Raw genomic sequence first — 24,664 nt, 5'->3', positions numbered from 1 at the left:
AGGCGCAATTCGTTCCCATTGATCATCTCTCAACATCAGTCGCAGCATCGTTTCATTCTTTAAAATCTAGAATGTAAACACACTTCGGGAAAAGTTAACAGCTTTTTATATGTCAACACGCCCTAGTAAAAACTTAATTTTTCTAAAGATGATAATCTTGCTATTATTTTTAACAGGACGACGAGTTAAATACTAAGGCATACCACACCTGATGATCGTCATCCCGACAACACACACGACACAACATGAGGAGCAATGAATGAAGAGTATCCAAAAGCACATGGCAATCAGTTGTTTATCAATTGCTTTGTATGCAGTAGTTTTGCCAATCAATGCTCAAACAGTCAGCATTAAGCTGCTGCCTGGACTTTGGGAAGATGAGCACGTAATCATGATTAATGGTCAGAATATGCTCGACAGCATGCACAAACAGATGGAAAAAAACATGGCGCACATGAGTCCTGAGCAGCGCGCCATCATGCAAGAATCGTTAGATCATTCCAGTGGTAAACGGCAATACTGTCTGACGCCATCTGAAGTGGCGAAAGGCTTAGACGTCGGCGCTATCAAAAAGAAAATGGAAGAAACGGAAAAGAACTGTACATTTAATATCGCTTCTGCAAGTGAAAAAGGCGGTAAATTTACAGCCGTTTGCATCATGCCGGACGGCACCAGTTCAAACTCCACTGGTGAATACATCGTCAAAAACAATAAAGAATGGACATACAGTATGGTCAGTGATGGCACTATCGCTGGCGGCCAAGGTGGTGCAACAAATAAAATCCACGCCAAAATCGAAGCACATGCGCACTGGAAAGATAGTAAGTGCGGCAAAGTCAGTGCTGGTGAATAAGTAAAGTACCTGAATTAATTTTTCATCGGGTATCCGGTGTGCATGCCGACATACCGGATTTATTTTTGTCTAACGTCAGACTATCTTTCATTCACGTTTTTGATATCGTTTTCCCCTTAATACGAGTGACGGTGTACGATGTCGGCTCTTTATCTCTCTTCAGGACTTGTTTTGCAGCACTCAACACCAGGCAACAACGATTTTGTATCCGACACGCTCAGCGACGCCAATAATCAATTCGACGAACAAGACGAACCCGCTTTAACGGAAAGTGAAGCGATTCACGAACCTCGCCTCTGGAAGGATAAAGGCTGGACCGCCCGTGTAATGAAGAATGACGACGATGAAGGTTGGGCTGTGGCGATGTTAAAAGATGGCGAACCAGAACCCGCATTAGTTGGTCCATGGACGATGGGGCGCGATAAAAAAAATCCTAAACCATTGGATGTGAATGCATTTAATACATTAGTCAAAACGGCGTCAGAAGTCATCCGCCGACATGAACAGCAGTTATACGCGCAATTAAATAAAAGCTTGATGGTGAGTACCGACGAGGCAGACTATAAAGTGCTACTCAAGATCATACCGGATGAGGATGATCCTTTTGCGTACCTGAGCGCTGAAGACAGTGCTGGCGAAGTGGTAGCGCAAGTAAAAGTCAGCCCGAACTTTAAACTCAACCGACAAAATGCCCTGAAGTGGATAGAAAACGAATTCCGGCGTCCGGAATAAATCAGCGATGTCTGACATCGCTGCCGAAATTTTAGCGTATTGATCTGCTTACTTTTTTTGATACGATGGGCGTCGTGCTTCGTTATTCTGCTTTAATTCTTGTGACAGCGCTAAAGCAGCATGGCGTCCTACTGGTTAGTCAGCAACAACATTACCGTGATTAATATGCACATGCTCACCTTCATGATAAGTGGGTTGTGCAGTTGAGTTAAAAGTCCGGTAATGACCATTGTCCATTTTGACCTTGACCTCATACACCGTATTGGTATGGGTACGTTTTTCAACGGCATTTCCGGCATAACCACCACCAACTGCTCCAGCGACGGTCGCCAATGTGCGGCCATTTCCGTTACCTACCTGATGTCCAAGGACTCCGCCTAATACTGCGCCAGCAACGGCGCCAAGACCGCTGCTTTGGGCCTCTTGCTGTTCAACGGCGCGAATCGATTCAACAATGCCACAGCTTTGACAGACTTTCTGAGCCTGAGGTGAATTTTGTGATTGCGATGCATTGGATGCGTTATTTTGCCGGATTGTGCTCGTTGCAACAGTTCCGACAGCTTGCTGTTCAGAGGGAGGTAAATTTGCACCAACCGAACTTGCAGGAACAGCCGCACCTGAAGCTGATATTGCTACTGCTGTTGAAGCGACATTGCTTGCAGATGTTGCACTCGCTACGTCTTGTTTCGTTGTGCTGTTTGAACTTGGTAGGATACCCGTCATCGCCGCAACGCCGACCAAACTGGCCAGAATGACTGATACGGCTGCGCCCGCAACGAGGGGATGAATGTGCTTATTCTCTTGGTTATCGGACATGGTGTACACCCTATGAAATATAAAAACGGAATTGTGATCTATATGACCAGCAAACGATATGTCGACGGAGTGCTTAAAATGCTTCAATCGTAAGCACTTGTAACGCAGATCAATCAATAGTCTCTAAAAGACCATCATCAGAAAAACAGAACAAGTCGTTAACGCCGATTTAAACTAAAAAATCCGGCATTATTTGTCATTAACAAAGAATGCCGGTAAGTCTTTCAGGGGAGGTGAATCAAAAATCGAGCAATGTATTCAGAAGTGATTTCAGAAGTTGTATTTCAAACCAACAGAGACATTATTCACAGCATCTTTTTCGCCATTATATTTCACTTTACGGGTCTCAATTTCGCCGCGAAGCGCAAGCTGGCTTGTCAATTTATAATCGAGCCCAATCCCAAATACTGGTGCTGTTGAACTCTGACTATCACTGCCACTCACGTTTTGAGCAACAAAATTATTCTCAACTTTGACGCGAGTCAGGCCAACTTTAGCAAAGCCACTCAGTTTGTCAGTCAATGCTTGGTTGTAAATACCGGCCAATTCAAAGCCTGTTCCTTTTAAGCTGGCGGAATTTTGTGTGCCTGCGATGTTGCCATTGGCATTGATCGTTCCAAGGGAGTAATAACTTCCTTCAACGGAAAATTTATCGTTGATGTTGTATCCGCTAAATAATTTGTAGGTGCTTGCATTGGTATCGCAACTACTCAGACCAGAACAATCATCACTCCATTGCGCTTTACCAACGGTGCCACCAACATATACTTGGGCGGAAGCAACTGCGCTGAACATCAAACCGGCAGTGGCGAGCAAAGCGATTACTAATTTATTTTTCAACATGGTTTATTCCTTTTCTCAATGTGTATTCAACATATCCTACACATGACGTGTGTAGCGCAGCTTCGTCTGAACAGCTCTTGTTGACCGCTGCCAGTGAAGCGCAGACACAGTCTCGCACCAGAGGAATAGCTTGCCCATGAAAATAAGGAAAGTGCCAGATAGCGCAACAAAAGGTAGAGAAAAATAATCCTTTTTTAACAAAAATAACAATTTTGTATAACAAAACAGGCCATTTCTACTACCTATAAGTATAGATGTACTATCGAAAGCACCACGTTGATCTCCTAAGTACTGGACTTTACGAGAAAAATCCATCCCCGAGCATTGCTTATACGTCATCTATTTATTTTTGCAACGTAAGCATTATGTCTATACGAATTTATACGAAGTTCGTTGACCAGAAAAATAACAACACGCACAATGAGTCGTCCTGTATGTGCGATGATCAGGTTCGACCTAATTCAACTGCATTTGGCGTCTAATTAAATTATGAATAAAGCGCAGGCAATGCTCAATGCATTGCGATCATCTTATTTGACCGATTTACCATCGCATATCGATGAGCTGGAAAGTTTATTGCTCAACCTGGAAAGCAATGGATTCGATGCCGAAATGTGCAGTGAAGTGTATCGCCGTATCCATAGTTTAAAAGGTAGCGGTGGAACCTACGGCCTGCATGTCATTTCAGATGTATGCCATCCATTTGAAGATCTGATTTCACACTTCCTAGAACATCCTGAGCTCCTCCATCAGGGATTTATGACCAGTGCACTGGGCTACATTGACTTACTCAGGAAAGTCACCGCAATGTATCAGGACACAAAAAATCCAGGGGAAGATATTCAAGAAAAATTACAAACATTACGGCATCAATCTCTACAAAGCCCCTTTTCGGCGTTGGTTGTAGAAAGCTCGGATGTTGTGCTTAATATTATTAAAGACGTTCTAAAAACCTACGGTTTCCGGCTAGAAGTTGCCAAAGATGGTTATCTCGCGCTAGGCAGAATCCTCTCTGAACCATTTGATCTGGTTGTGACAAGTCTGGAAACGCCGCGGATGAACGGTATGGCGTTAATCAGTGCCGCCCAACGACTTGGGCGAAAGTCAAAAAATACGACCTGTGTTTTAATCACTGCATCGCAACTCAAACAGGATGAGAATATGCCTGATTATGTATTGCAGAAAGATGCAACGTTCCGTGAAAGCTTTAATAAAATTGTTCATCACGTGATAGTGTCGTAATGTAATTCCAGCTTTTGTAGATGCGAATCAGCTCAAATGCGAATTAACTGCCACGTCGTTGGCACATAAATCGATGAGCGATAATTTCTTGTGAGCACAAGACGCGTCAGCGGTACAATCAAGCACCTATCAAACCCTCGCTTTCCGGTGATAACGAAACGAATCACTCAAAGCGAAATGTAACCTGCTACAACGTCGTAGGGTCCAGCGCATAGCGCTTACAGGAAACTACTCTCGTAGACTTTGTTTTATGACAAATAAAAAATTTAACCCGCTATTTAATTCTTATCTGATCTATGTTGGAGTCGCGATCGCTTCGGGTGGCGTTGCACTCTATACGCCGCTGATCGTTTCAGAAACCGGAAAGCATTTCTCTGGCTTCTGGGCAGCGTCCATTTTATTCGGACTCAACCTAGGACGGGTAGTCGGATCGTATCTGGGCAGCAAATTTCCAAAGGTAGCAAATCATCCGTTAGCGGTATCAGGTAATATTTTGCTGGAAGGCGTTGCGTTATATTGCATGGCTTTTCTTGATCATGCTTGGGCCTTAGCGGCGTTTGCGTTGCTGGCAGGATTGGGAAGCGGCCTGTCTTTTCCGGGTCTCAAGAATTATTTATTGAAACTCCGTGAATTAGATCAGTCATCACTGTTTAGTCGACTCGCTTTCGCAATCCGGATGGGCTTAGTCAGCGGGTATCTGACTGCAAGCTGGGTACCAGAAGATAGTTTAAAAGTAGTTTTTCTGATCGTGCTGATCACCTTCGTTGCCTACGCATTGTTTATGCTGATTGCAATGAAAGCCATCACTAAGAATGAAATAGCCTATCTCTCTAGCAATGTACCTCATCTCACGCAACAACAACATCCCCCATTACAAGTAACCGCTCAGAGCGATCTGATCCGGCACCCCAGATCCAGCAATGCGGGGCTTCCTGTCTTATTCTACCTGTCCAACGCAATTTTCTGGTGTTTCGCAGTTCAGCCCATGATAGGATTTAGCCTACACATTCCTAAATACACCCCAGAGATTCCCGTCTCGACGCCATTCTGGATTGCAGCACTGGTCATTATTTTTTTTCAGATTCCCATTTCAAAACGTGCCGTCAGAACGTACCATCATTTCCGATTCTTACAGATCGGTTACGTATGTCTTTTTTTAAGCTTCGTTGTAATGACGCTCTTTAGCCACTCCGGTACCGCTGTGATTATCTCAGCAGTCCTGCTCTCATTCGGACAGGTATTTTACGGCCCCTCATTAGATGTACTGACCGCACGGTTTGCCGATAAAGTGAATGCAGACACAGGACAACTGATGTCACGTCAAATGATTTACCAAAGTATGGGAAATATGATTGGTAGCATGGCAGGTGGACTCTTATTCGACCTTGCCCAGAGCGTACATATGCCCGCACTGAACTGGTTGCTTCTGGCGGCGGGTAGCCTTGCCATGGTGATTGTGAGCAAAAATAAAATTCCTATGCTCTACAGAAATGCCGGCAACGTAGACCTCGCACAGAGGTCACCATAAGCATGCACATCGATTGCGCTTCTGTGACAAACACGCACCTATCTTCAGGAGCTTACACCGTAAAAATAGGTGTCAACGTACACCGAATATACTGTTGATCACGGGATTTCATACGATCCATCACCAGCACTACGGTATCACGGTCAATGTTCTGGAAGGAAAAACCAGAACGGACATGCATGCCCCCTTCAGGCGTTGACCAGATATGCTTTAAATGCAGTAATGGCATATCCATTTGTACCTCCCCCTCATCCAAGATCCGCAATTTGTATGCTGAGTGACGGATTTTTTCTTCAAAAGAAGTTAGTACTTGCATGCCACTTTCACTCATATCCACAACGAGGGCAGGCAACGAATCTGCGTCACCATCCCGGTTAAACACCCACACCGGAATAAACCCCTGATTCTTAGATAAGCGAAAAAATTGTACACGGTGGAAATTGCGATTGTCTGGCTGGGTCATATGAAGTCGGAATGGGTAGTTACCTGGAAAAACTACTGGGTATCGTCAGTGTGTATTAATAACGACATCACACAGTAAACCAGATCAATAATGGTCAAGAATGCTCAGGACTAAACGATAGTTTTTTATTATTACTCCATCGTGACGGATTGGGTGACTTCTTCACAATTACAACATATCAGGTATTTTCATTCCTCAAGAAAAACCGTTAACTGTTTAGCTCATTTCACCATCGAGCCGTGGATGTCCTCAATGATGGGTTTGCGACCAATGATATAACCCCATGCTTAATGACACCTGAGGAGCTGCTTTGCAAAAGGATTTTCTTGAGTGATTGAAAATGATCGATTGGATCATTCGTCTAGCTCATAAAAATAGATGTATTTTTGAAAATTACTTACTCCATTGCCTTGCCAGAGAAGTCAATTCATCACTGCAGATCGGTGAATTAAAAAAGGTTTAAGGGATAGCAGGAAAGGTTTCGACTGATATGGCAAATTTTTTGTGTTTTCGGCTTACAATCTCATTGAATTTTATTGCGCATCGCGCATTGAAAGAGAACGACAAGAAACCAAAGGGGATCTGATTGAATCGCAAAGTCGCACCAACAGAATCAACAGCCGATCAACGCCGGCTACAAATGGCCGATATAGCGCGCTTAGCGGGTGTATCCACCTCCACCGTTTCTCGCGCTTTAAGCGGTAGCAAACTAGTCAATGAAGAGACGCGAAACAGAATTGCTGATCTGGCGCGCTCCCTAAACTACACGATCAATATCGGAGCGCAGAATTTACGTCTCAAACAAAATCGCACTGTCGCCGTTGTCGTTCCTTACGACAATACTACCAGGCAGCATTTATCAGATCCGTTCTTTCTCTCCATCCTCGGCAGCTTAGCTGATGCATTGACCGACCGCGGCTTTGATATGTTGCTATCGCGCGTCGATTCAGAACAATTAGATTCGATTTCACTGCCCTATGATACTGGCAGGGCAATCGGCGTCATTTTAATTGGTCAATGGCGGCATCACGATCAACTCAACAAAATCACCGCCCGAGGTGTACCTATTGTTGTGTGGGGTGCACAACTGGAGCGGCAAATGTACATCACCATCGGCAGCGACAACGTTGCGGGCGGATTGTTAGCGACAGAGCATTTAATCCAAAACGGCAGAAAGAAAATTGCTTTCTTTGGTGATGTTAAATTACCCGAGGTTGCCAGCCGTTTTGCAGGATATCAACAAGCCCTAGCAGCTCATCAACTACCGTTTGATGCGCAATTAGTTGTGCCGGCATCTTTTTTAGAAAATGGTGGCAATATCGCTATGGCCGAATTAACAGCAAGAAACGTGGAATATGATGCGCTTTTTTGCTGTAGTGATTTGCTTGCAATGAGCGCAATTAATATTCTGCGTGATCAGAATAAGCTTGTGCCAGAGGATGTGGCTGTCGTGGGCTACGATGATATTGAATTAGCGCGCTACTTTCATCCTCCATTAACTACAATTCGGCAGCCAATTCAAACTGCGGGATTAGCTTTGGTGGATTCCTTGTTGAATATCATTGATCAACAAACCGTGACGCCACAACTTCTTCCTACCGAACTTATTTTCCGTTCTAGTTCTGCAGTGACCAAATAAAAAAACGCCTGATGCAAAGCATACAGGCGGTTTAGCAATAGGGAGAGGTCACCACCTTTGGTGAAGCCACGTCAAGAAACTCAGCACAACTCAATACGAACTCAATCTGTTTTCAACCCAATCAACACTGATCGCTGGATTCTCTCCAACGATCAGTCTTCCATTAGATTGTTAGAATGCGTATTTCAATGCAACCTTGAGAGTACGTCCGTTGATAGAACGTGCACCCTGACCATTGTCATACTCTGTCCAGCCTACTTTGTTGAACAGATTATTTGCACTCAACGACACCATTGCCCGCTGGCTGATCTGATAGGTACCAAACGCATTGATCGTGTAATAGCTTGGCAGAATGATCGTGTTAGCGTTGTCGCCAAACGATTTATCCGTACCAATCAAACTACCACCAATCGTCAGATCCCCCCATTGATAGGATGGAACAACTTGGTAAATATACTTCGCCAAACGTTGCGGTTGGTTACCAACAATACTTGAATCGAGGGCACCATCGATCGATGCATTTGTGTAAGTGACGCTGCCGCTGATATTAAAATTACCGATGCGATACGCGCTCTCAACTTCGATACCTTTTGCACTGTAGGTATTTTGAGTCAATTGACGTGTCGTCAGATCATAGTTACCTTCAGCAGTATCGGCTTTGAAAAAGGTCACGAATGTACTGAAACCTGCCTGACGCCATTTCACACCAATCTCAGTTTGCTTCACTGAGTTGATCGTGATTGGTTGCGTGCCATCAAATGGGCCACCCATACGCTCAACCACATTGAATGAAGCACCATCGCTGTAACGTGCAAACACAGCCAGGTTACTGTTCAGTTTGTAGTTTCCACCCAAAGAGTAGGAATTGTTGTCTTTGCTGTAGTTGACTGGTGTGTCTGCCAACGCAGGGAATGTGCCTGGTGTGTATGTCCCTGATGAAACAGAACTCGTTTGGGAGCCAGTCACTTTCTGCATATCACGACGGAAACCAGCTTCCAGATTCAATGGGCCATTTTCATAGCTGACATCGAAATAAGGAGAGCTCATATCGTACTCGATATCACGTGTCTGATTGCCCCACCATGTCGATTGCGGTAACAGTCCGGTTGCATCAGTTTGCTTGCCACTGCTGCTCAGTCCACTCAAGAGCACTGGCTGATTACCTGTTGCAGACACTAAATAGTGCGGCAGATTTTGTGTAACACCAATGCGCTGATTATCGATATCCCAGCCGATTAACGTGGTTACTTTTCCGTTAGTAGCGAGATCAAATGTTTTAGATAATTTGATTGCATTGACGGTATTATCGAGGTTGTCAAAGGACGCATTGAATGCAGAGACTTCCAATACGCCGCCAGTATAAGCCTTGCCTTTGTTCGGGCCACTTGCATAGGTGGTACCTGCCAACGCGTTAAAGACTGGGCCGGTTGGATAACCGGATTCAAAGCTACCACTCTTACGTGATTGACGGAAACTTTCGTCGAGTGTCCAGCCATTACCAAGCTTAAAGGATCCTTGCAAGCCAATCGCGTTCTCTTTGACTGTCAGACCAGTATTGAGATTAGTTAGAGTGGAATTGCCTGAGCTGTTTAAACCAACGATTTTGCTCCAGTAAGGAGAGTAGTAAGTCGCTTTCAAAGGATCAAAACCAGCAGCAGCACCGATCGTTGCCGGATTTGCCTTCGTCGGATTTGCGTTGCTCAGGCTGAACGGCACTGGCATGTTCAATGGTGACTGATCATCAAGGTGTTTGACAGAGAGGCGGATGAAACTACCATCATTGAAATCATGTGTGATGTTAGCTTTGATTTGACCGCCATTCTCGATAGGCACGCCACCGCTACGTGTACCTTCGCCTTGACGCCAGTAGCCACCGATATAAGCACGGGTTTGTGGTGAAAGATGAGCGCCGTAGTCGAAGTCGAGGCGCGTTTCATCAAAGCCTAAACCGCGTGTCAGACCAACACTGCCGCCCTCTTCTTTGCCAGTTTTGGAAATGAAATTGATGATACCACCGGCTGAATTGCTTCCTAATACTGATGCTGCACCACCACGAACAGCCTCAATATGGTCAAGAGAATTATCCAGCTTCACAAACATATCTGGTGTAACGAATGCATAGTCACCATTTTGTAAAACAGGTAAACCATCTTCCTGGAAGCCGACATAGCGCGACCCACCAGCAGAAATTGGAATCCCGCGCACTGTCACGTTAGTGTTACCTTCACCAGCGGATGCCTCAGAGTGAACGCCAGGGATAGAACGCAAGGCATCTGCAGAACTAGTTGGGGCAGACAATTGAAGTTGATCAGGATCGAGCGTACTGATCGACACACTGGAACGTATTTTACTGACACCAAGCGGTGTACCAGTCACGATAACTTGATCCAGATTTAGTGAATTCGTTTCAGTTGCAGCTATTGCTACCGGCACAGATTGAGCCGCCTCCTGTGCATGTGCTGCAGCCATTTGCAGCATAGCCAGAGAAACAGCGGACGCTAAGTAGGTCACTCTCATTTTACGTCTGTTCATTTTTCGTCCCCATATTTTTAAAATTTGGCATCACCAGAAATCATATCGATTTCTATACTTCGTCACTTCCCTCTAAGAACTGAAATTTTCATTGCAAACGTTTGCATTGAAAAAAAGAAGCTGAAACGAATTATCGACTCCGCTGAAATTTTATGCAACCATGCGGCGCAACATAAGAAATTTTACCCCATTTAAAAAACAGAAAAATAATCAATAACAGCCGAACGAAGGTCTAAAAATAAAGAAAAAAATAAGATAACCCAATGAATTTAAACAATTAAAAATTAATTTCAACAAAAATACATGCTAAATAAAAAGAAATAATCGAACTTTCTTTTAGTTAATTTTCTGTCGCACAACGAACACAAATAAATCATCAAGATATCAATAATTTTGCAGTGCAATATGAAATAAAATGAAATCGATTGCAATTCATTGCAAAGGTACAAAAAAAATCCAAAATATAGCGCCACTGACCGCACATTCTTCTCTAAGACTCTGCTCTACTGAACGTTTCTTTTGCTTAGCGTTCTCACCGCGACAAGAGGACTGAGTGACTACAGTCTTCACCCAGCTTAGCTCTACGAAAAGCGATCAAATTAGTCAATGAAAGACGAAAAAAGTTAGAAGAAACAACATTATTCCGAACGGCAACGCGACTGCGTTGGAGTGAGATTTGAGACTTGAGATTTGAGATAGAGTGAAAACCATCAAGAATCGACTCAATGGCCTGTATCAGCATCGCAACCGCCGGCAAGCAATCAGGATTCAGGTGACTAAGCGGATAAAAATAGTTGTAAGGCAATGACAACAAAAAAGCCAGTCACTTCTGACTGGCTTGTATTGTTGCAACGTAGATCAGGCAGCGATTTACGCCTCGCCCAGATAGGCAGCCTGGACCTTAGGATCATCCAGCATATCTTTGGCGTTGCCGCTCATGGTGATAAGACCAGAATCCATCACATAACCGCGATGTGCGGCCTGCAACGCGAGTTTCGCATTTTGCTCAACCAGCAAAATGGTCACACCTTGCGCAGACACATTACGCACGACTTCAAAGATTTTTTCGACCATGATCGGGGATAAGCCCATCGATGGCTCATCCAACAATAACAGATTTGGATGACTCATCAGAGCGCGTGCCATCGCCAGCATTTGCTGCTCACCGCCAGACAAGGTACCTGCCAACTGTGCAGCACGCTCTTTTAAGCGCGGGAACACAGCAAACCATTTTTCGATGTCGTCATTAATGCCCGCAGTATCGTTTCTGGTGTACGCGCCCATCATCAGATTCTCTTGAATCGTCATGCGAGTAAATACGCCACGACCTTCCGGCACCATTGCTAAGTGACTTGTCACCAATTCGAACGATTTTTTTTCACGAATGGATTCGCCAAGGTAGAAAATTTCGCCTTCTACTTTGCAGCTTGGTAACGTACCTGTAATCGCTTTCAGGGTCGTTGTCTTACCGGCACCATTAGCACCAATCAACGTGATCAACTCACCCTTATTGACTTCCAGATCAATGCCCTTAACAGCTTTGATACCACCATATGCAACCTTCAGGTTGCTAACTTTCAATACATTATCAGCCATTAGTGAGCACCTCCCAAATACGCTTCAATTACTGCCGGATTTTTTTGAATATCCGAAGGGATGCCTTCCGCAATCGGCTTGCCGTATTCCAGCACAGTGATACGATCACACAAACCCATCATCAATTTGACATCATGCTCAATGAGCAGAACAGTCTTACCTTCACTTTTGATCTTCACAAGCAGTTCACGCAGCGCCAGTTTTTCGGTGGCATTCATCCCTGCTGCAGGCTCATCAAGTGCCAGCAATTTTGGGTCCGTCGCCAATGCGCGTGCAATTTCGAGTCGGCGTTGATCGCCGTAGGAAAGAAACTTGGAAGTACGGTCAGCGAATTGTCCGATACCTACAAAATCGAGCAACTCCTGCGCACGCTTACGTGTTTCAGCTTCTTCCTTACGTGCTGCAGCGTGACGGAAAATCGCGCCAAATAATCCCTGATGTGTACGAATATGACGTCCGACCATCACGTTTTCTAAGGCAGTCATTTCACCGAACAAACGAATGTTTTGGAATGTACGGGCAATACCTGACTTCGCGACTTCGTGCGGTGCCGATGGTGAATAAGGCTTGCCATCGAGTTCAAATGTACCGGTATCTGGTTGATATAAACCTGTGATCACATTAAAGAACGTCGTTTTACCAGCACCGTTGGGGCCGATTAAACCGTAAATCTGTCCTTTTTTAATGTCAATACCCACATTGGAAAGTGCTTGTAAGCCGCCGAAACGCTTATTTACACCTTCGATTTTTAACATTGTTTCTTGTGTCATCTTGATCTTCCTTAAGCTGCTGCTTCGTTCGTTTTAGCGATTCTGTCTTCGTGCTTCGGCGCTGGCCACAGACCCGCAGGACGATTCAACATAACAACCACCATCGTCAGACCGTATAACAGTTGACGAAGAACTTCAGCTTCAATCCAGATTTTGCCAAACAGCAGCATTTGTACCGGCTCAACAACGTGACGCAAGACTTCAGGCAGCGCTGCCAACAGGATCGCCCCCAAAATAACGCCAGGGATATGACCGATACCACCCAACACCACCATTGCCAATACAACGATCGATTCCATCAAGGAGAACGACTCTGGGGAGACAAATCCCTGGAAAGATGCAAACATCGCACCAGAGACGCCACCAAATGAGGCGCCCATCGAGAATGCCAACAATTTGATGTTACGTGTGTTCAGACCCATTGCTTTCGCAGCAATTTCGTCCTCACGAATGGCAACCCATGCACGACCCAGACGGGAATCCTGCAGACGCAGCGACACAAAAACGATCGCAATACACAACGCCAAGAACAAGAAATAGTATGCGTTCACTGAAGGCATCGTCACACCAGCAAAACTAACAACACCGCCCTCACCGGCCAAAGAAACACCGAACACATGAATAGGATCAATCATGTTGATACCTTGTGGACCATTGGTGAAGTTAATTGGCGCGTTCATGTTATTCATGAAAATACGCACAATTTCACCGAAGCCCAAAGTCACAATCGCCAGGTAATCACCACGTAATTTCAACGTTGGCGCGCCCAACAGAGCACCTGCCGCGCCTGCAATGACTGCGGCGAAAGGCACGATCATCCAGACCGACAAATGGATACCGTTTTTAGTGATTTCTGGCCCGCATACGGCAACTAAAAAATGACCGACAGCAGGATAGTTATCAATAAAAGACTCCAGAATCACAGCGAATTGTTGTGAGCCGAAAATCGCTGCCAGATAAGCACCTGTCGCATAAAATGCGATATAACCCAGATCAAGCAAACCAGCAAAACCCACCACAATATTGAGCCCCAGCGCGAGCATGATATACAAGAGCGCGAAGTCAATAATACGTACCCAAGAGTTACCAAAATTTGCAGCGACAAATGGGAACAACAGCAGAACGACCGCCAGCAAGGCAAAGCTAGCGTAACCTTTTTTCGGATTAGCTTTTACATCAAATATAGTTGACATTGATCTTCCCCTTAAGCACGATCAGCAACACGTTCACCCATAATGCCGGATGGACGCAGTGTCAGAACAATAATCAAAACAACGAAGGCAAAAATATCCTGGTATTGACTACCTAAAATACCGCCAGTCAAATCACCGATATAACCTGCGCCTAGACTTTCAATCAGTCCCAGCAAGATACCGCCGACCATTGCACCATAGATATTGCCGATGCCACCCAATACCGCAGCAGAGAAGGCCTTCAGACCAGGGACAAAGCCCATCGCGAATTGTGCAGAAGAGTAGTTGGCAGTCCACATCACGCCAGCAATCGCCGCTAACGCTGCACCAATCGCAAATGTCGCAACAATCACTTTGTTAGAATCAACACCCATCAGACCGGCGACACGTGGATTCTCAGCGGTAGCGCGCATTGCACGGCCCATTTTTGTTTTCTCAACCAGCAGTACCAGCCCAATCATGGCGATGGTTGCCAAAACGAGCAGCAAAATCTGGATTTGAGAGATCACTGCACCACCGACTTCCACTGGAACACTCGGCATAATCGGCGGGAACGATACTGGGCTACGACCCCAGATCATCATAGCGAATGTTTGCACCAGAATGGAAACACCAATCGCGGTGATCAGCGGCGCCAAGCGGGGTGCATTGCGCAAACGGCGGTAAGCCACACGTTCGATCAATACGTTGACGGCGATACAAACAGGAATCGCACCGATAATAGCGATCAATAGCATCGCAATACCGGGTAAGCCTGGTGCTACCACTTGGAGTAATTTGAGAATACTCAGGCCAGCCATAGCGCCGACCATAAGCACATCGCCATGGGCGAAGTTAATCAGATTCAGTACACCGTACACCATGGTATAACCGAGCGCGACCAGTGCATACATACTACCTAATACAAGGCCATTAATAATTTGTTGGATAAGGGTATCCATATTTGCATCTCTCTTTATGAACGAATCGAAATTTCAGCTGCTTTGGTACGAAACAGCTGGGTAAGCCTTCATACATTTTTACAGCAAAAATTGTTCCTGATAACAAAAAACGGCACCTCTGTTGCAAAGGTGCCGCTCGGGTTGTAGCGTTTGCTATCCGAAAAGGCGCGTCATCATATTGAGAGTGACAATATTACGTGAAATACACATGATTCAAATCTCCTCTACAACTTTGGATAAAAGTTTTTTCTAATATTTAGACTTCTTGAGTACGCCATTGAAGTGGCCGCGATTATACCTAGTGACAGCCGTATCCTAGTGGTAAAAAAACCACCCGTACCTACGTATTTTCCACAAACCCGTCTTTTAAGCCTACTCGCTTTACACATCTGGCGAGTGCCAAATGCAAAGTTAGCGTCATCATAAACACGAGTTCGCAAAATAAAATATTGAAAAGCAAAAGAAAAGCTGATTTAAATCAAATTTAAAAATCACGCCTATATTAACAGCGATTACTTGGCGATATGCAGCCCTTTCGGCATCGGGAAAGTGACGTTTTCTTGCACCCCATCGAGAGGACGAACGCTCCGCGCACCAAGTTCGCGCAAGCGATCAATCACTTCCTGCACCAGAACTTCCGGAGCAGAAGCGCCAGCGGTCACGCCGACTCGCTGGACGTTTTCTAACCATTCTGGATTGATCATGGTGGCGTTATCAATCATATAGGCAGTCGCGCCCATTTTCTCTGCAACTTCTCGCAGACGATTTGAATTGGAACTGTTTGGACTACCTACAACAATGACCAGTTCGACCTGAGGCGCCATAAATTTGACCGCCTCCTGACGATTCGTCGTCGCATAGCAAATGTCGCCTTTTTTCGGCTCGCTGATCTGCGGGAAACGTTGCTTCAGCGCTTCAATAATTTCAGCTGTATCATCCACCGACAGTGTTGTCTGCGATACATAGGCCAGCATTTCTGGGTTAGACACCTGCAACTGAGCAACATCGGCAACCGTTTCCACCAAATGCATACCATCTTCGCTCTGCCCCATCGTACCTTCTACTTCAGGGTGACCGTCATGACCAATCATGATGATTTCGCGGCCCTCGCGACGCATCTTCACGACTTCCATATGAACCTTGGTTACTAAAGGGCACGTTGCATCAAACACGGTCACACCACGCGCATCAGCTTCTTTGCGAACTGCCTGAGAAACGCCGTGCGCCGAAAATATCAACGTGTTACCCGCTGGAACGTCTTCCAGATTCTCAATGAAAATCGCCCCTTTAGATCTCAGATCGCTGACAACGTAGGCGTTATGCACGATTTCGTGCCTAACGTAAATCGGCGCGCCGAACTGTTGCAAAGCACGCTCAACAATTTCAATCGCCCGATCAACACCGGCACAAAACCCACGTGGCTGGGCTAATAAAATTTCCTTGTCCATGTTTTTATAAAATTCCTATGATTTTCGTTTCAAACAAAACAGATTGGCCTGCCAAGGGATGATTGAAGTCAAACAGATAACCCTGATCGTCCATCGCACGCAAAATACCAGCAAATCGGCCGCCGGATGGCGCGGTGAAATCGACCAAATCACCAACTACATATTGCTCACCAAAAGCTGAATTGGCTTTGAGTGTCTCTATAGATACACGCTGAATCAATTCTGGATTACGAGGACCAAATGCCTTCTCTGGCGGTAATTCTTGCGTGATATGCGAACCCTCAGCTAATCCCAGCAACGTATTCTCAAGTTCAGGAGCAAGCTGACCTGTACCCATTTGTAAAGTTGCAGGGCTTTCATGGAAGGTACTGATAATATCTTCACCATCCAGCGTTGCAAGCCGGTAATGGAGTGTCAGGTAGGCATCTTTGGTGACGACGGGTAATTCTGGTGTAGTCATATCGGGGCAATCAAGTTAATGGCTTTTTGCGGATAAATCCGCGAATAAACCAGTATTGTAAGCCAGCTTTTGCTCTTGGAAATTTTTCTCGCGCTATATCAACATCAATCAATATCGATCACTATGGAGAATAAGTAAATGGCAATCAATGATTGGCCTGAAGATCAGCGTCCACGTGAGAGGCTCATCAAATTCGGTTCCGCAGCATTATCGGATGCTGAATTACTTGCCGTATTTCTACGAACAGGGGTCAGTGGCAAAACAGCCGTTGACCTCGGACGCGACATGATCCTGCATTTTGGCTCGTTATCTCGGTTGTTTGCCGCCAACATCAAAGATTTTTCGGCAATGCATGGATTAGGGAGCGCTAAATTTGCGCAGTTACAGGCGGTTCTTGAATTGGCGAAACGTGCCATCAACGAAGAACTAAAAGAAAATACGTCACTCTCGTCTCCGGATGCCGTCAAAAAATACCTGCAATTACTACTGGCAAACAAATCCCACGAATCGTTTGCGGTTTTGTTTTTAGATATCAAAAACAGACTCATCACGACTGAGGAGTTATTCAGAGGGACATTAAATCATGCCAGCGTTTACCCACGAGAAGTCGTCAAGGCAGCGTTATCTCACAATGCTGCAGCGTTAATTCTTGCCCACAACCACCCTTCAGGTTCATGTGACCCGAGCCGTGCTGATATTGACCTTACGCAGAATTTACAACAGGCACTCGGACTTGTGGACATCAAGATACTGGATCACTTTATTGTCGCCAACCCGCATATTTATTCATTTGCAGAGCATGGATTAATGTAGCGACCGGAGTAACAAAAGTACCGCAAAGGCAAATTGTTAAATTTTAAAAATAAATAAGACACAATTGTTTTTCACAAGTCGTTGATAAATCACAGTTTTTTGTTTATACTCTCATTTTTTCCAATTTCGGAAACTATTAAGGAGTTAATCATGGCACGTGTATGCCAAGTGACTGGGAAGGGGCCAATGGTTGGCAACAATGTTTCCCACGCTAATAACAAAACAAAACGTCGCTTTTTGCCAAATCTGCAAAATCGTCGCTTTTTCGTAGAGTCAGAAAACCGTTGGGTTTCTCTGCGTTTGTCCAATGCTGGTCTGCGTGTCATTGACAAAGTCGGCATTGATGCCGTTTTGGCTGACCTGCGTGCTCGCGGCGAAAAAGTTTAAGCTAAACTATTGTTAGGAAAATATCATGGCTAAATCTGGTCGCGACAAAATCAAGCTGGAATCGACAGCTGGTACTGGTCACTTCTACACAACCTCCAAAAACAAGCGCACTATGCCTGAAAAAATGGAGATCATGAAGTTTGATCCAAAAGTACGTAAGCACGTTATCTACAAAGAAACCAAAATTAAATAATTTTGCTTCTTTCTAGACAATAAAAAACCTCGCTAATTGGCGAGGTTTTTTATTGTCTAGACGCGCACAAAACGAGTATCAACACCAAAAAACTCCCCCTCCAATGCTTACTTCCTTGTTATCGTCTTAAGATAGAAAATTAACACTGATCTCGACAAGTCGAGCAATTGATGCTCAACGCCCCCAATCTGACGATCTGCCCTATTTTAATACCCCGGCAAGTATCCCTTTTTTCCTGACGTTGCTTATGCAGCGCGACACAAGCAGTAAAATAGAAGCGCTAGAAACAAAAAAAACGACACCTAGGTGTCGTTTTTTATATATGACTGGCCGTTAAGCGTAAGTGCGCAAACGACGGGAAAAATCATGCAATGTCTGAATGCCGGACGCTTCAGCACGTGTGCACCAATCCTGCAACTGCTGAACCAATTGCTCGCGGCTAACAGTGGACCGCTCCCAGATCAAACCTAACTCTATACGCATATCATGCATTGTTTTTAATGCAGCACTGTGTGCAAGGACCTCTGACAACTGTTCTTGCTGTGGCGCTTCCAACTTGGTTGGTTCACGTTGCAACAGCTTTTTCGCAGATTTCAAACTTGCTGCTTCAAATTGCGCTTTCTCACGCAAAGAAGCAACTTCATCACGCCAAGTGCGACGCAAGGATTTCGTGTACTTCGCCATGACGTCATAACGATGTGTAATGACGGCTTGCAAGGTATCTAGATCGATGACGGATTTGAGTTCTGCAAATTTCGGTTCTGGGGCAATTTTTTTTACTTTCGCCCAGCCGACTATTTCCATACAACGGATATACATCCAGCCGATATCAAATTCGTACCACTTAGATGACAGTTTTGCGGACGTACCAAATGTATGATGGTTATTGTGCAACTCCTCACCGCCGATCAATATGCCGAACGGGAAGATATTCGTGGACGCGTCGACGCAATCGTAATTGCGATAACCCCAGTAGTGTCCAATACCATTAATAATGCCAGCCGCAGTCACAGGAATCCACATCATCTGGACAGCCCACACTGTCACACCAACCACACCAAACAACAAGAAATCGATAACCAACATCAACGCTATACCCTGCCAGCTAAAACGGGTGTACAAATTGCGTTCCATCCAGTCGTCCGGCGTACCGTGACCGTATTTCTGAATCGTTTCTAAGTTTTTAGACTCGATACGATACAGTTCAGCACCTTCTGTTAATACTTTTTTAATGCCGCGAGTTTGTGGGCTATGTGGATCTTCTTCAGTCTCACATTTGGCGTGGTGCTTACGATGCACTGCTGCCCATTCTTTGGTCACTTGTCCAGTCGTTAACCACAACCAGAAACGGAAAAAATGGCTAGGAATGGCGTGCAAATCTAAAGCACGATGCGCCTGACAACGATGCAAGAAGATCGTCACACTGGCAATCGTGATATGCGTTACCACCATCGTAAAAATAAAGACTTGCCATCCAGTTGCCCGAGTCAGACCGTTGGATAGAAAATCGACGACTGTATCAATAAATGTACTCAAAATGACATGTACTCCGTTGTTAACCTATGCTTCGTAGCTTATATCGCAAAGTTACTCTAGGCAAATTTAATTTAAGCGCGACCGCATTGTACGCGTTTTTAGAGGAATTGCCCCAAATTATCTGCATACCTTAGCGGGCTGGAGGGGCAATGTTGCCCAGTGGCGATGACAGAGTCACCACACGTTGCGGATATGGCAAATTGATTTCTTGCTCCTGAATAAGCTGCCACAAAGCGCGATTAACATGAGAAAGTACGCTGGTTCTACCATTTTCAGGATCAATGATCCAAAACCCGACTCTCAGCTCTAAGCCATCGCTGCCAAATTTCATCAGGTAAGCAGCTGGAGCCGGATCCTGCGCAATCCGATCCACCTTAGCGACAGCATCAACCAACAATGGCATGATTTTTTCAATATCAGTCTGATAGGACACGACCAAATCCGTCGTCATGGCAACAGTGCGATTGGTCAGCGAGAAATTCTGTACCGGACTCGATACAAGCATCTCGTTTGGAATCACCGATTCAGCGCCATCGAAACCTTGCAAAACGGTATATCGTGTATTGATCTGCGTAACTCGGCCATTGAATTTATCGACTGTGATCATGTCGCCAATGGACATACTCCGATCTAGCAAAATGATGAACCCAGAAACATAGCTGCTAGCAATTTTTTGCAAACCAAAGCCCAGCCCAACGCCGAGCGCACCACCAAAGACTGAAAGCACGGTTAAATCAATACCAACAATCGTCAGACTGACCAGAATAGCAATCAGGATCAGTAATGCTCTCCCGACCCGCGACAAAACCACTTTCAGCGATGAATGCATACTTGGCAACAACATTAGACGCGCCTCTAATGCCGCACTCGCCCATAATGCAATGACAATCGTCAGTACAACAGAAATGCTGGCTTGCAAAATATTGAGTAAAGAAATTTTATTCTTGCCAACGGGTAAAACGATGTCATCCAGCGCAGCCAGCAGATCGGGCCACAGACCAGTAAAATGCAACACCACGCCAATCCAGACCAGCACAGCAAATAGCTTTTCAAAGACCGCTAAGAACGTACCAATCCGCCCCTGTCTGGAAAACGTTTTACGGACAATGTAAAAACCGAAGCGAATGATCGCCAGTGAGCCGATGATAGGAAACAACAGCGTCAACAAATGCGTGTGTTGCCAGCGGCCCAAAATTGCTTCGCCGACACCTAAAAAGACCATGTTGAGTGCGGGCGACAAAACGCGTGAGAAACTTTCTACGCCGATGTGCATCACACCGTGTGTTGGCTCACCTCGCGTAAACAGGCGTCGTAAAACACGAGAAAGCTGCCATGCCATTAAAAAGCAAATAGCAACAGTCCCGACTTGCCATAAAAACTGTGGCTCACGAAAATCATCCGCCAGGTCAGCAATGAGCGTGGTGAGAATTTGAGTGTTCATCATGGTGTCAATCAGATACCTACCTCCGCAATTGCGAAGGTAAGTCGGGGAGAGTAATTATTTATTACGTTCTAAGATAGCGGCGAAGAAACCGTCTGTCTGATGCACATGTGGGTACAACTTGAGATAGTCCCCCATCTCGAGGTCAACTTTTTGCTCGGCCAATACTTTCGATGCTGGAACCAACGTGAAATCAGCATGTTCAGCCAGAAACGCTTTTACGATGTCTTCATTTTCTTCATCAAGAATACTGCATGTCGCATAGACCAGACGACCTCCAGGCTTTACCATACGAGAAGCGCTGGCCAGAATTGATGCCTGTTTTACATTCAACTCTGCCACGCCTTCTGGAGTCTGACGCCATTTTACGTCCGGATTACGACGCAATGTTCCAAGACCACTACATGGTGCATCAACCAGAACGCGATCCAGTTTTGCTGCCAGACGTTTTACTTTGGCATCTTTTTCATGCGCAATCACAACAGGATGCACATTGGACAAGCCGCTGCGTGCAAGACGCGGCTTTAATTTCGCCAAACGTTTTTCAGAAATATCAAACGCGTATAAACGACCGGTATTGCGCATGATCGCGCCCAGTGCCAGCGTTTTGCCACCTGCACCAGCACAGAAGTCAGCCACCATTTCACCGCGGCGGGCACCGACCAACTGTGCCAACAATTGACTACCTTCATCCTGTACTTCGATCGTGCCATCTTTAAACAGTGGCAAATTCTGAATAGATGGTTTTTTAATGACGCGCAAACCACTAGATGAATACGGTGTTGGCTCTGCCAGAATTGGCGCTTGTGCCAGTGATGCGATGACGTCGTCGCGATTGCCTTTAATCGCATTAACACGTAAATCTAGTGGTGCGGGTGTATTTAATGCAGAAGTTAGCGCCAGCGCCTGCTCTTCACCAAAACGGGTATTGAGTTTCTCCCAGATCCAGGTAGGCATATTGGACTTCATGATCACTGGTAAATGTGAGCGATCGATTTGCATCACGCGGTCTAACCAAGCTGTTTCTTCTTCGCTCAGGCCACCTAATGAATCAACGCCAACCGCATCAGCCAAACCTAACAATGTCAGTCGGCGCATGGCTGGACCGGAACCGGACTCTGAAAAACTGGTGTATACCGACTTATTGCGCAACAAGCCATAAATCGCTTCAGCGATGACGCCACGCTCACGAGAGCCAAGGCGAGGATGTTCACGGAAATAACGAGACAAGGTGCCATCCGCAGGGCCGGTAAAACGTAAAATTTCGCGCAGAACTTCTTCTGTATGGCCAATAATGGCTGGAGGTAATCTCATGGTGTTTCCTTAAAATACTGATTGGGTCAAATGGTTGACCCTGTTTTTGATCTGCTCAAGAATGACACAACATTGTATTGGTCAAGCAATCTGTAAAATACGACGACAATACAAGCGCCGTAACAATGAAAGTTAAGACGCTTTTGTACACGACTTCATCATGACGCCATTGGCATCAATGACGTTGCTTCGTTTATTCGTCGATTCTGACGATATTGCCAACGATACTCATCTTGCTCTCCACGAACTGACGCACAGAACGTGGATAAATGATGTGCTCTTGTTCAAGCACGCGTTGAGCCAGACTGTTCTCAGTATCCTCATCATGCACTGCAACGGCAGCCTGTGCAACAATCGGGCCATGGTCTAATTCCGCCGTGACGAAATGCACGGTCGCCCCATGCAATTTCACGCCTGCCTCCAACGCCTGACGATGTGTTGCCAGACCAACAAAACTTGGTAGCAACGAGGGATGAATATTTAACATTCTCCCTGCATAATGATTCACAAATGCCGGCGTGAGGATACGCATAAAACCTGCCAGTACCACGAGATCTGGAGCAAATTCATCGATCTTTTGCTGCAATGCTGCGTCAAATGCTTCCCGCTGGGAAAATTCTTTACTGACAACAACTGCAGTGGCGATACCTTTACTCTCTGCGTAAGCTAATCCACTGGCATCTGCTTTGTTACTGATGACGGCGGCAATCTGAGCTGGCCATTTTTGGGCAATACAAGCCTCGACGACTGCTTGCATATTGCTACCACGGCCAGAAATGAGGATAACAATCTTTTTCATGGCGGCATTGTACCGCTGTCAGGCATGAAGCCCCAAATAAAAATGGCAGAGTTTGCCAAATAATACAATTAAAACAATGGCTTGATCACGAATAAGGCTGAAATCAAGCCACAATGATCGCTTCTTTACTGTGTTTTTACCGTTTTCAACTATTCAAAAGAATAAAACACTCTGAATGGTACTTTCTTTTCAGCCCAGAACTCTGCCGCATCTCGGAAAACATCCAGCAAGGTTTCGCGTGCTTCTTTATCGAATTTAGGATTACTGGGGAGTTGTTCAAGCACAATGACAAATCCCTCTTGTGGGCCAGCTCGGTCGATCAGATCAGTCAAACAATCTGATAAGGCATCTAGATTTCTTGCTGACTTAGGAAAGCCAAAAGAAATAGCGATTTTAGAGATGACTTGCAATCGTGTTTCAGCCTCAAGACAGTACGCATACAAAAAATGCTGCCCCAACTTGATCGCTTCCGCTTGTAAATCGGGGATATGAAACGCACGAATCGATTGCACGACATTGGTCCCTGTGGCAGCAAGCACATCCATTTTTTCCTCAGACATAGAAGTCCTCATTCTTCTCTGATACGACGAAAGCTCTCGTAATGGTCATTAGTGTAGTAATACTCGCCAGAACTGGCCGAATTACCGCCAGCAATAATGCGACGTATCCCACGATTTCGGGCACCTGGTGTTGGTACGGTGTATTCATGATAATACCCACGCCTTTGTTTTGGTAATCGAGATTCGTAATTTCCAAAGGTAATACCGTCTTTCGCATAAGGAAATGGACCCCCTTGCTTAATCAGCATCAACGTCGTCTGAGCCTCTTTGGGTAGTTCGCTCACAGCAACGGCATCACCAGCATCCCGGGCAAACACCACCGATGTTAATAACGACAACAGCAAGATCAAAAAACTCCGCTGCCAGAAACGGAAAGTCAGCATGGTTAGACACTCAACAATAGAATAAACAGATATCTTAGCGCTTTCAGCGATGAGTTTCACTAGGGCGTGTTGACATTTATTTTAACCAAAGCATCGAAGCTGCAATTGCCACAAATGAAGCAAATCGTTCAGCGAGTTTGTCGTATCGCGTTGCAACCCGCCTAAATTGTTTGATGTGAGCA

Annotated in this window: 24 protein-coding genes and 1 pseudogene; 8 read left to right on the top strand and 17 right to left on the bottom strand. The window is 45.4% G+C overall.

The window, feature by feature from the left end:
* Positions 1–259 precede the first annotated feature (259 nt).
* The gene (locus ACO0KV_RS17285) at positions 260–853 is read left to right on the top strand and encodes a DUF3617 domain-containing protein (protein WP_423044231.1); all 594 of its coding nucleotides are present in this window, start codon (positions 260–262) and stop codon (positions 851–853) included.
* A gap of 138 nt (positions 854–991) precedes the next feature.
* Positions 992–1,585, top strand: coding sequence for a hypothetical protein (locus tag ACO0KV_RS17280; RefSeq protein ID WP_423044229.1), 594 nt, complete (start codon positions 992–994; stop codon positions 1,583–1,585).
* 135 nt (positions 1,586–1,720) lie between these two features.
* On the opposite strand, the gene ACO0KV_RS17275 is transcribed toward ACO0KV_RS17280, so the two are convergent.
* Positions 1,721–2,401: a glycine zipper 2TM domain-containing protein gene (locus ACO0KV_RS17275; protein WP_423044227.1), complete on the bottom strand. Its 681-nt coding sequence runs from the start codon at positions 2,399–2,401 to the stop codon at positions 1,721–1,723.
* Between the two features lie 270 nt (positions 2,402–2,671).
* The gene (locus ACO0KV_RS17270) at positions 2,672–3,244 is read right to left on the bottom strand and encodes an outer membrane beta-barrel protein (RefSeq protein ID WP_423044225.1); all 573 of its coding nucleotides are present in this window, start codon (positions 3,242–3,244) and stop codon (positions 2,672–2,674) included.
* Between the two features lie 489 nt (positions 3,245–3,733).
* On the opposite strand from ACO0KV_RS17270, the gene ACO0KV_RS17265 reads away from it, so the two are divergent.
* Both ACO0KV_RS17265 and ACO0KV_RS17260 read left to right on the top strand, forming a co-directional pair.
* Positions 3,734–4,486 carry an Hpt domain-containing protein gene (locus ACO0KV_RS17265; RefSeq protein ID WP_423044223.1) on the top strand — a complete coding sequence of 251 codons (753 nt, stop codon included), beginning with the start codon at positions 3,734–3,736 and terminating at the stop codon, positions 4,484–4,486.
* Positions 4,487–4,736: 250 nt separating this feature from the next.
* On the top strand, positions 4,737–6,014 hold the full coding sequence (locus tag ACO0KV_RS17260; RefSeq protein ID WP_423044221.1) for an MFS transporter: 1,278 nt from the start codon (positions 4,737–4,739) through the stop codon (positions 6,012–6,014).
* Between the two features lie 52 nt (positions 6,015–6,066).
* Here the strand turns inward: ACO0KV_RS17260 and ACO0KV_RS17255 are convergent, their stop codons facing one another.
* On the bottom strand, positions 6,067–6,477 hold the full coding sequence (locus ACO0KV_RS17255) for a hypothetical protein (RefSeq protein WP_423044219.1): 411 nt from the start codon (positions 6,475–6,477) through the stop codon (positions 6,067–6,069).
* Positions 6,478–7,063: 586 nt separating this feature from the next.
* Between ACO0KV_RS17255 and ACO0KV_RS17250 the strand changes: the two genes are divergently transcribed.
* Positions 7,064–8,116, top strand: a complete 1,053-nt coding sequence (locus tag ACO0KV_RS17250) for a LacI family DNA-binding transcriptional regulator (RefSeq protein WP_423044217.1) — start codon at positions 7,064–7,066, stop codon at positions 8,114–8,116.
* A 171-nt stretch (positions 8,117–8,287) separates the two neighbouring features.
* On the opposite strand, the gene ACO0KV_RS17245 is transcribed toward ACO0KV_RS17250, so the two are convergent.
* The 7 genes from ACO0KV_RS17245 to ACO0KV_RS17215 form a co-directional block, all read right to left on the bottom strand.
* Entirely contained in the window at positions 8,288–10,648 is a 2,361-nt protein-coding gene (locus ACO0KV_RS17245; protein WP_423044215.1) for a TonB-dependent receptor domain-containing protein, read from the bottom strand.
* Positions 10,649–11,518: 870 nt separating this feature from the next.
* Positions 11,519–12,244, bottom strand: a complete 726-nt coding sequence (locus tag ACO0KV_RS17240) for an ABC transporter ATP-binding protein (RefSeq protein WP_423044213.1) — start codon at positions 12,242–12,244, stop codon at positions 11,519–11,521.
* Complete coding sequence (locus ACO0KV_RS17235) at positions 12,244–13,014, bottom strand: ABC transporter ATP-binding protein (protein WP_423044211.1); 771 nt, start codon at positions 13,012–13,014, stop codon at positions 12,244–12,246. Before ACO0KV_RS17235 ends, ACO0KV_RS17240 begins: the two co-directional genes overlap by 1 nt.
* An 11-nt stretch (positions 13,015–13,025) precedes the next feature.
* Positions 13,026–14,207 (bottom strand): ABC transporter permease subunit, encoded by a 1,182-nt coding sequence (locus tag ACO0KV_RS17230; RefSeq protein WP_423044209.1) that lies wholly within the window; start codon positions 14,205–14,207, stop codon positions 13,026–13,028.
* 11 nt (positions 14,208–14,218) lie between these two features.
* Positions 14,219–15,148, bottom strand: a complete 930-nt coding sequence (locus ACO0KV_RS17225) for a branched-chain amino acid ABC transporter permease (RefSeq protein ID WP_423044207.1) — start codon at positions 15,146–15,148, stop codon at positions 14,219–14,221.
* Positions 15,149–15,660: 512 nt separating this feature from the next.
* Positions 15,661–16,596: a 4-hydroxy-3-methylbut-2-enyl diphosphate reductase gene (gene ispH / locus ACO0KV_RS17220; protein ID WP_423044206.1), complete on the bottom strand. Its 936-nt coding sequence runs from the start codon at positions 16,594–16,596 to the stop codon at positions 15,661–15,663.
* Positions 16,597–16,600: 4 nt separating this feature from the next.
* Positions 16,601–17,056, bottom strand: a complete 456-nt coding sequence (locus tag ACO0KV_RS17215) for an FKBP-type peptidyl-prolyl cis-trans isomerase (protein WP_423044204.1) — start codon at positions 17,054–17,056, stop codon at positions 16,601–16,603.
* Positions 17,057–17,194: 138 nt separating this feature from the next.
* Between ACO0KV_RS17215 and radC the strand changes: the two genes are divergently transcribed.
* The 3 genes from radC (at position 17,195) to rpmG (ending at position 18,449) form a co-directional block, all read left to right on the top strand.
* Positions 17,195–17,869: a RadC family protein gene (gene radC / locus ACO0KV_RS17210; RefSeq protein ID WP_423044201.1), complete on the top strand. Its 675-nt coding sequence runs from the start codon at positions 17,195–17,197 to the stop codon at positions 17,867–17,869.
* Between the two features lie 150 nt (positions 17,870–18,019).
* Positions 18,020–18,256, top strand: coding sequence for a 50S ribosomal protein L28 (gene rpmB / locus ACO0KV_RS17205; protein WP_162021243.1), 237 nt, complete (start codon positions 18,020–18,022; stop codon positions 18,254–18,256).
* 25 nt (positions 18,257–18,281) lie between these two features.
* On the top strand, positions 18,282–18,449 hold the full coding sequence (gene rpmG, locus ACO0KV_RS17200; protein WP_423044199.1) for a 50S ribosomal protein L33: 168 nt from the start codon (positions 18,282–18,284) through the stop codon (positions 18,447–18,449).
* A gap of 333 nt (positions 18,450–18,782) precedes the next feature.
* Here the strand turns inward: rpmG and ACO0KV_RS17195 are convergent, their stop codons facing one another.
* From ACO0KV_RS17195 to ACO0KV_RS17165, 7 genes and pseudogenes are all read right to left on the bottom strand, one after another.
* Positions 18,783–19,985, bottom strand: a complete 1,203-nt coding sequence (locus ACO0KV_RS17195; RefSeq protein WP_423044197.1) for a DesA family fatty acid desaturase — start codon at positions 19,983–19,985, stop codon at positions 18,783–18,785.
* 130 nt (positions 19,986–20,115) lie between these two features.
* On the bottom strand, positions 20,116–21,429 hold the full coding sequence (locus ACO0KV_RS17190; RefSeq protein ID WP_423044195.1) for a mechanosensitive ion channel family protein: 1,314 nt from the start codon (positions 21,427–21,429) through the stop codon (positions 20,116–20,118).
* 54 nt (positions 21,430–21,483) lie between these two features.
* On the bottom strand, positions 21,484–22,740 hold the full coding sequence (locus ACO0KV_RS17185) for an RsmB/NOP family class I SAM-dependent RNA methyltransferase (RefSeq protein ID WP_423044193.1): 1,257 nt from the start codon (positions 22,738–22,740) through the stop codon (positions 21,484–21,486).
* Positions 22,741–22,933: 193 nt separating this feature from the next.
* The gene (gene purN / locus ACO0KV_RS17180; protein WP_423044191.1) at positions 22,934–23,539 is read right to left on the bottom strand and encodes a phosphoribosylglycinamide formyltransferase; all 606 of its coding nucleotides are present in this window, start codon (positions 23,537–23,539) and stop codon (positions 22,934–22,936) included.
* Positions 23,540–23,688: 149 nt separating this feature from the next.
* Complete coding sequence (locus tag ACO0KV_RS17175; RefSeq protein WP_423044189.1) at positions 23,689–24,099, bottom strand: barstar family protein; 411 nt, start codon at positions 24,097–24,099, stop codon at positions 23,689–23,691.
* Positions 24,100–24,107: 8 nt separating this feature from the next.
* Positions 24,108–24,482 carry a ribonuclease domain-containing protein gene (locus ACO0KV_RS17170; protein WP_423044187.1) on the bottom strand — a complete coding sequence of 125 codons (375 nt, stop codon included), beginning with the start codon at positions 24,480–24,482 and terminating at the stop codon, positions 24,108–24,110.
* 76 nt (positions 24,483–24,558) lie between these two features.
* Positions 24,559–24,664: pseudogene (locus ACO0KV_RS17165) on the bottom strand (IS5/IS1182 family transposase); the annotation flags it as partial.

The organism is Undibacterium sp. RuRC25W (assembly GCF_049339825.1).
Lineage (GTDB): Bacteria > Pseudomonadota > Gammaproteobacteria > Burkholderiales > Burkholderiaceae_D > Undibacterium.
The sequence above is the reverse complement of the archived record's forward strand: the minus strand, read 5'-3'. Positions and strand labels throughout refer to the sequence as shown.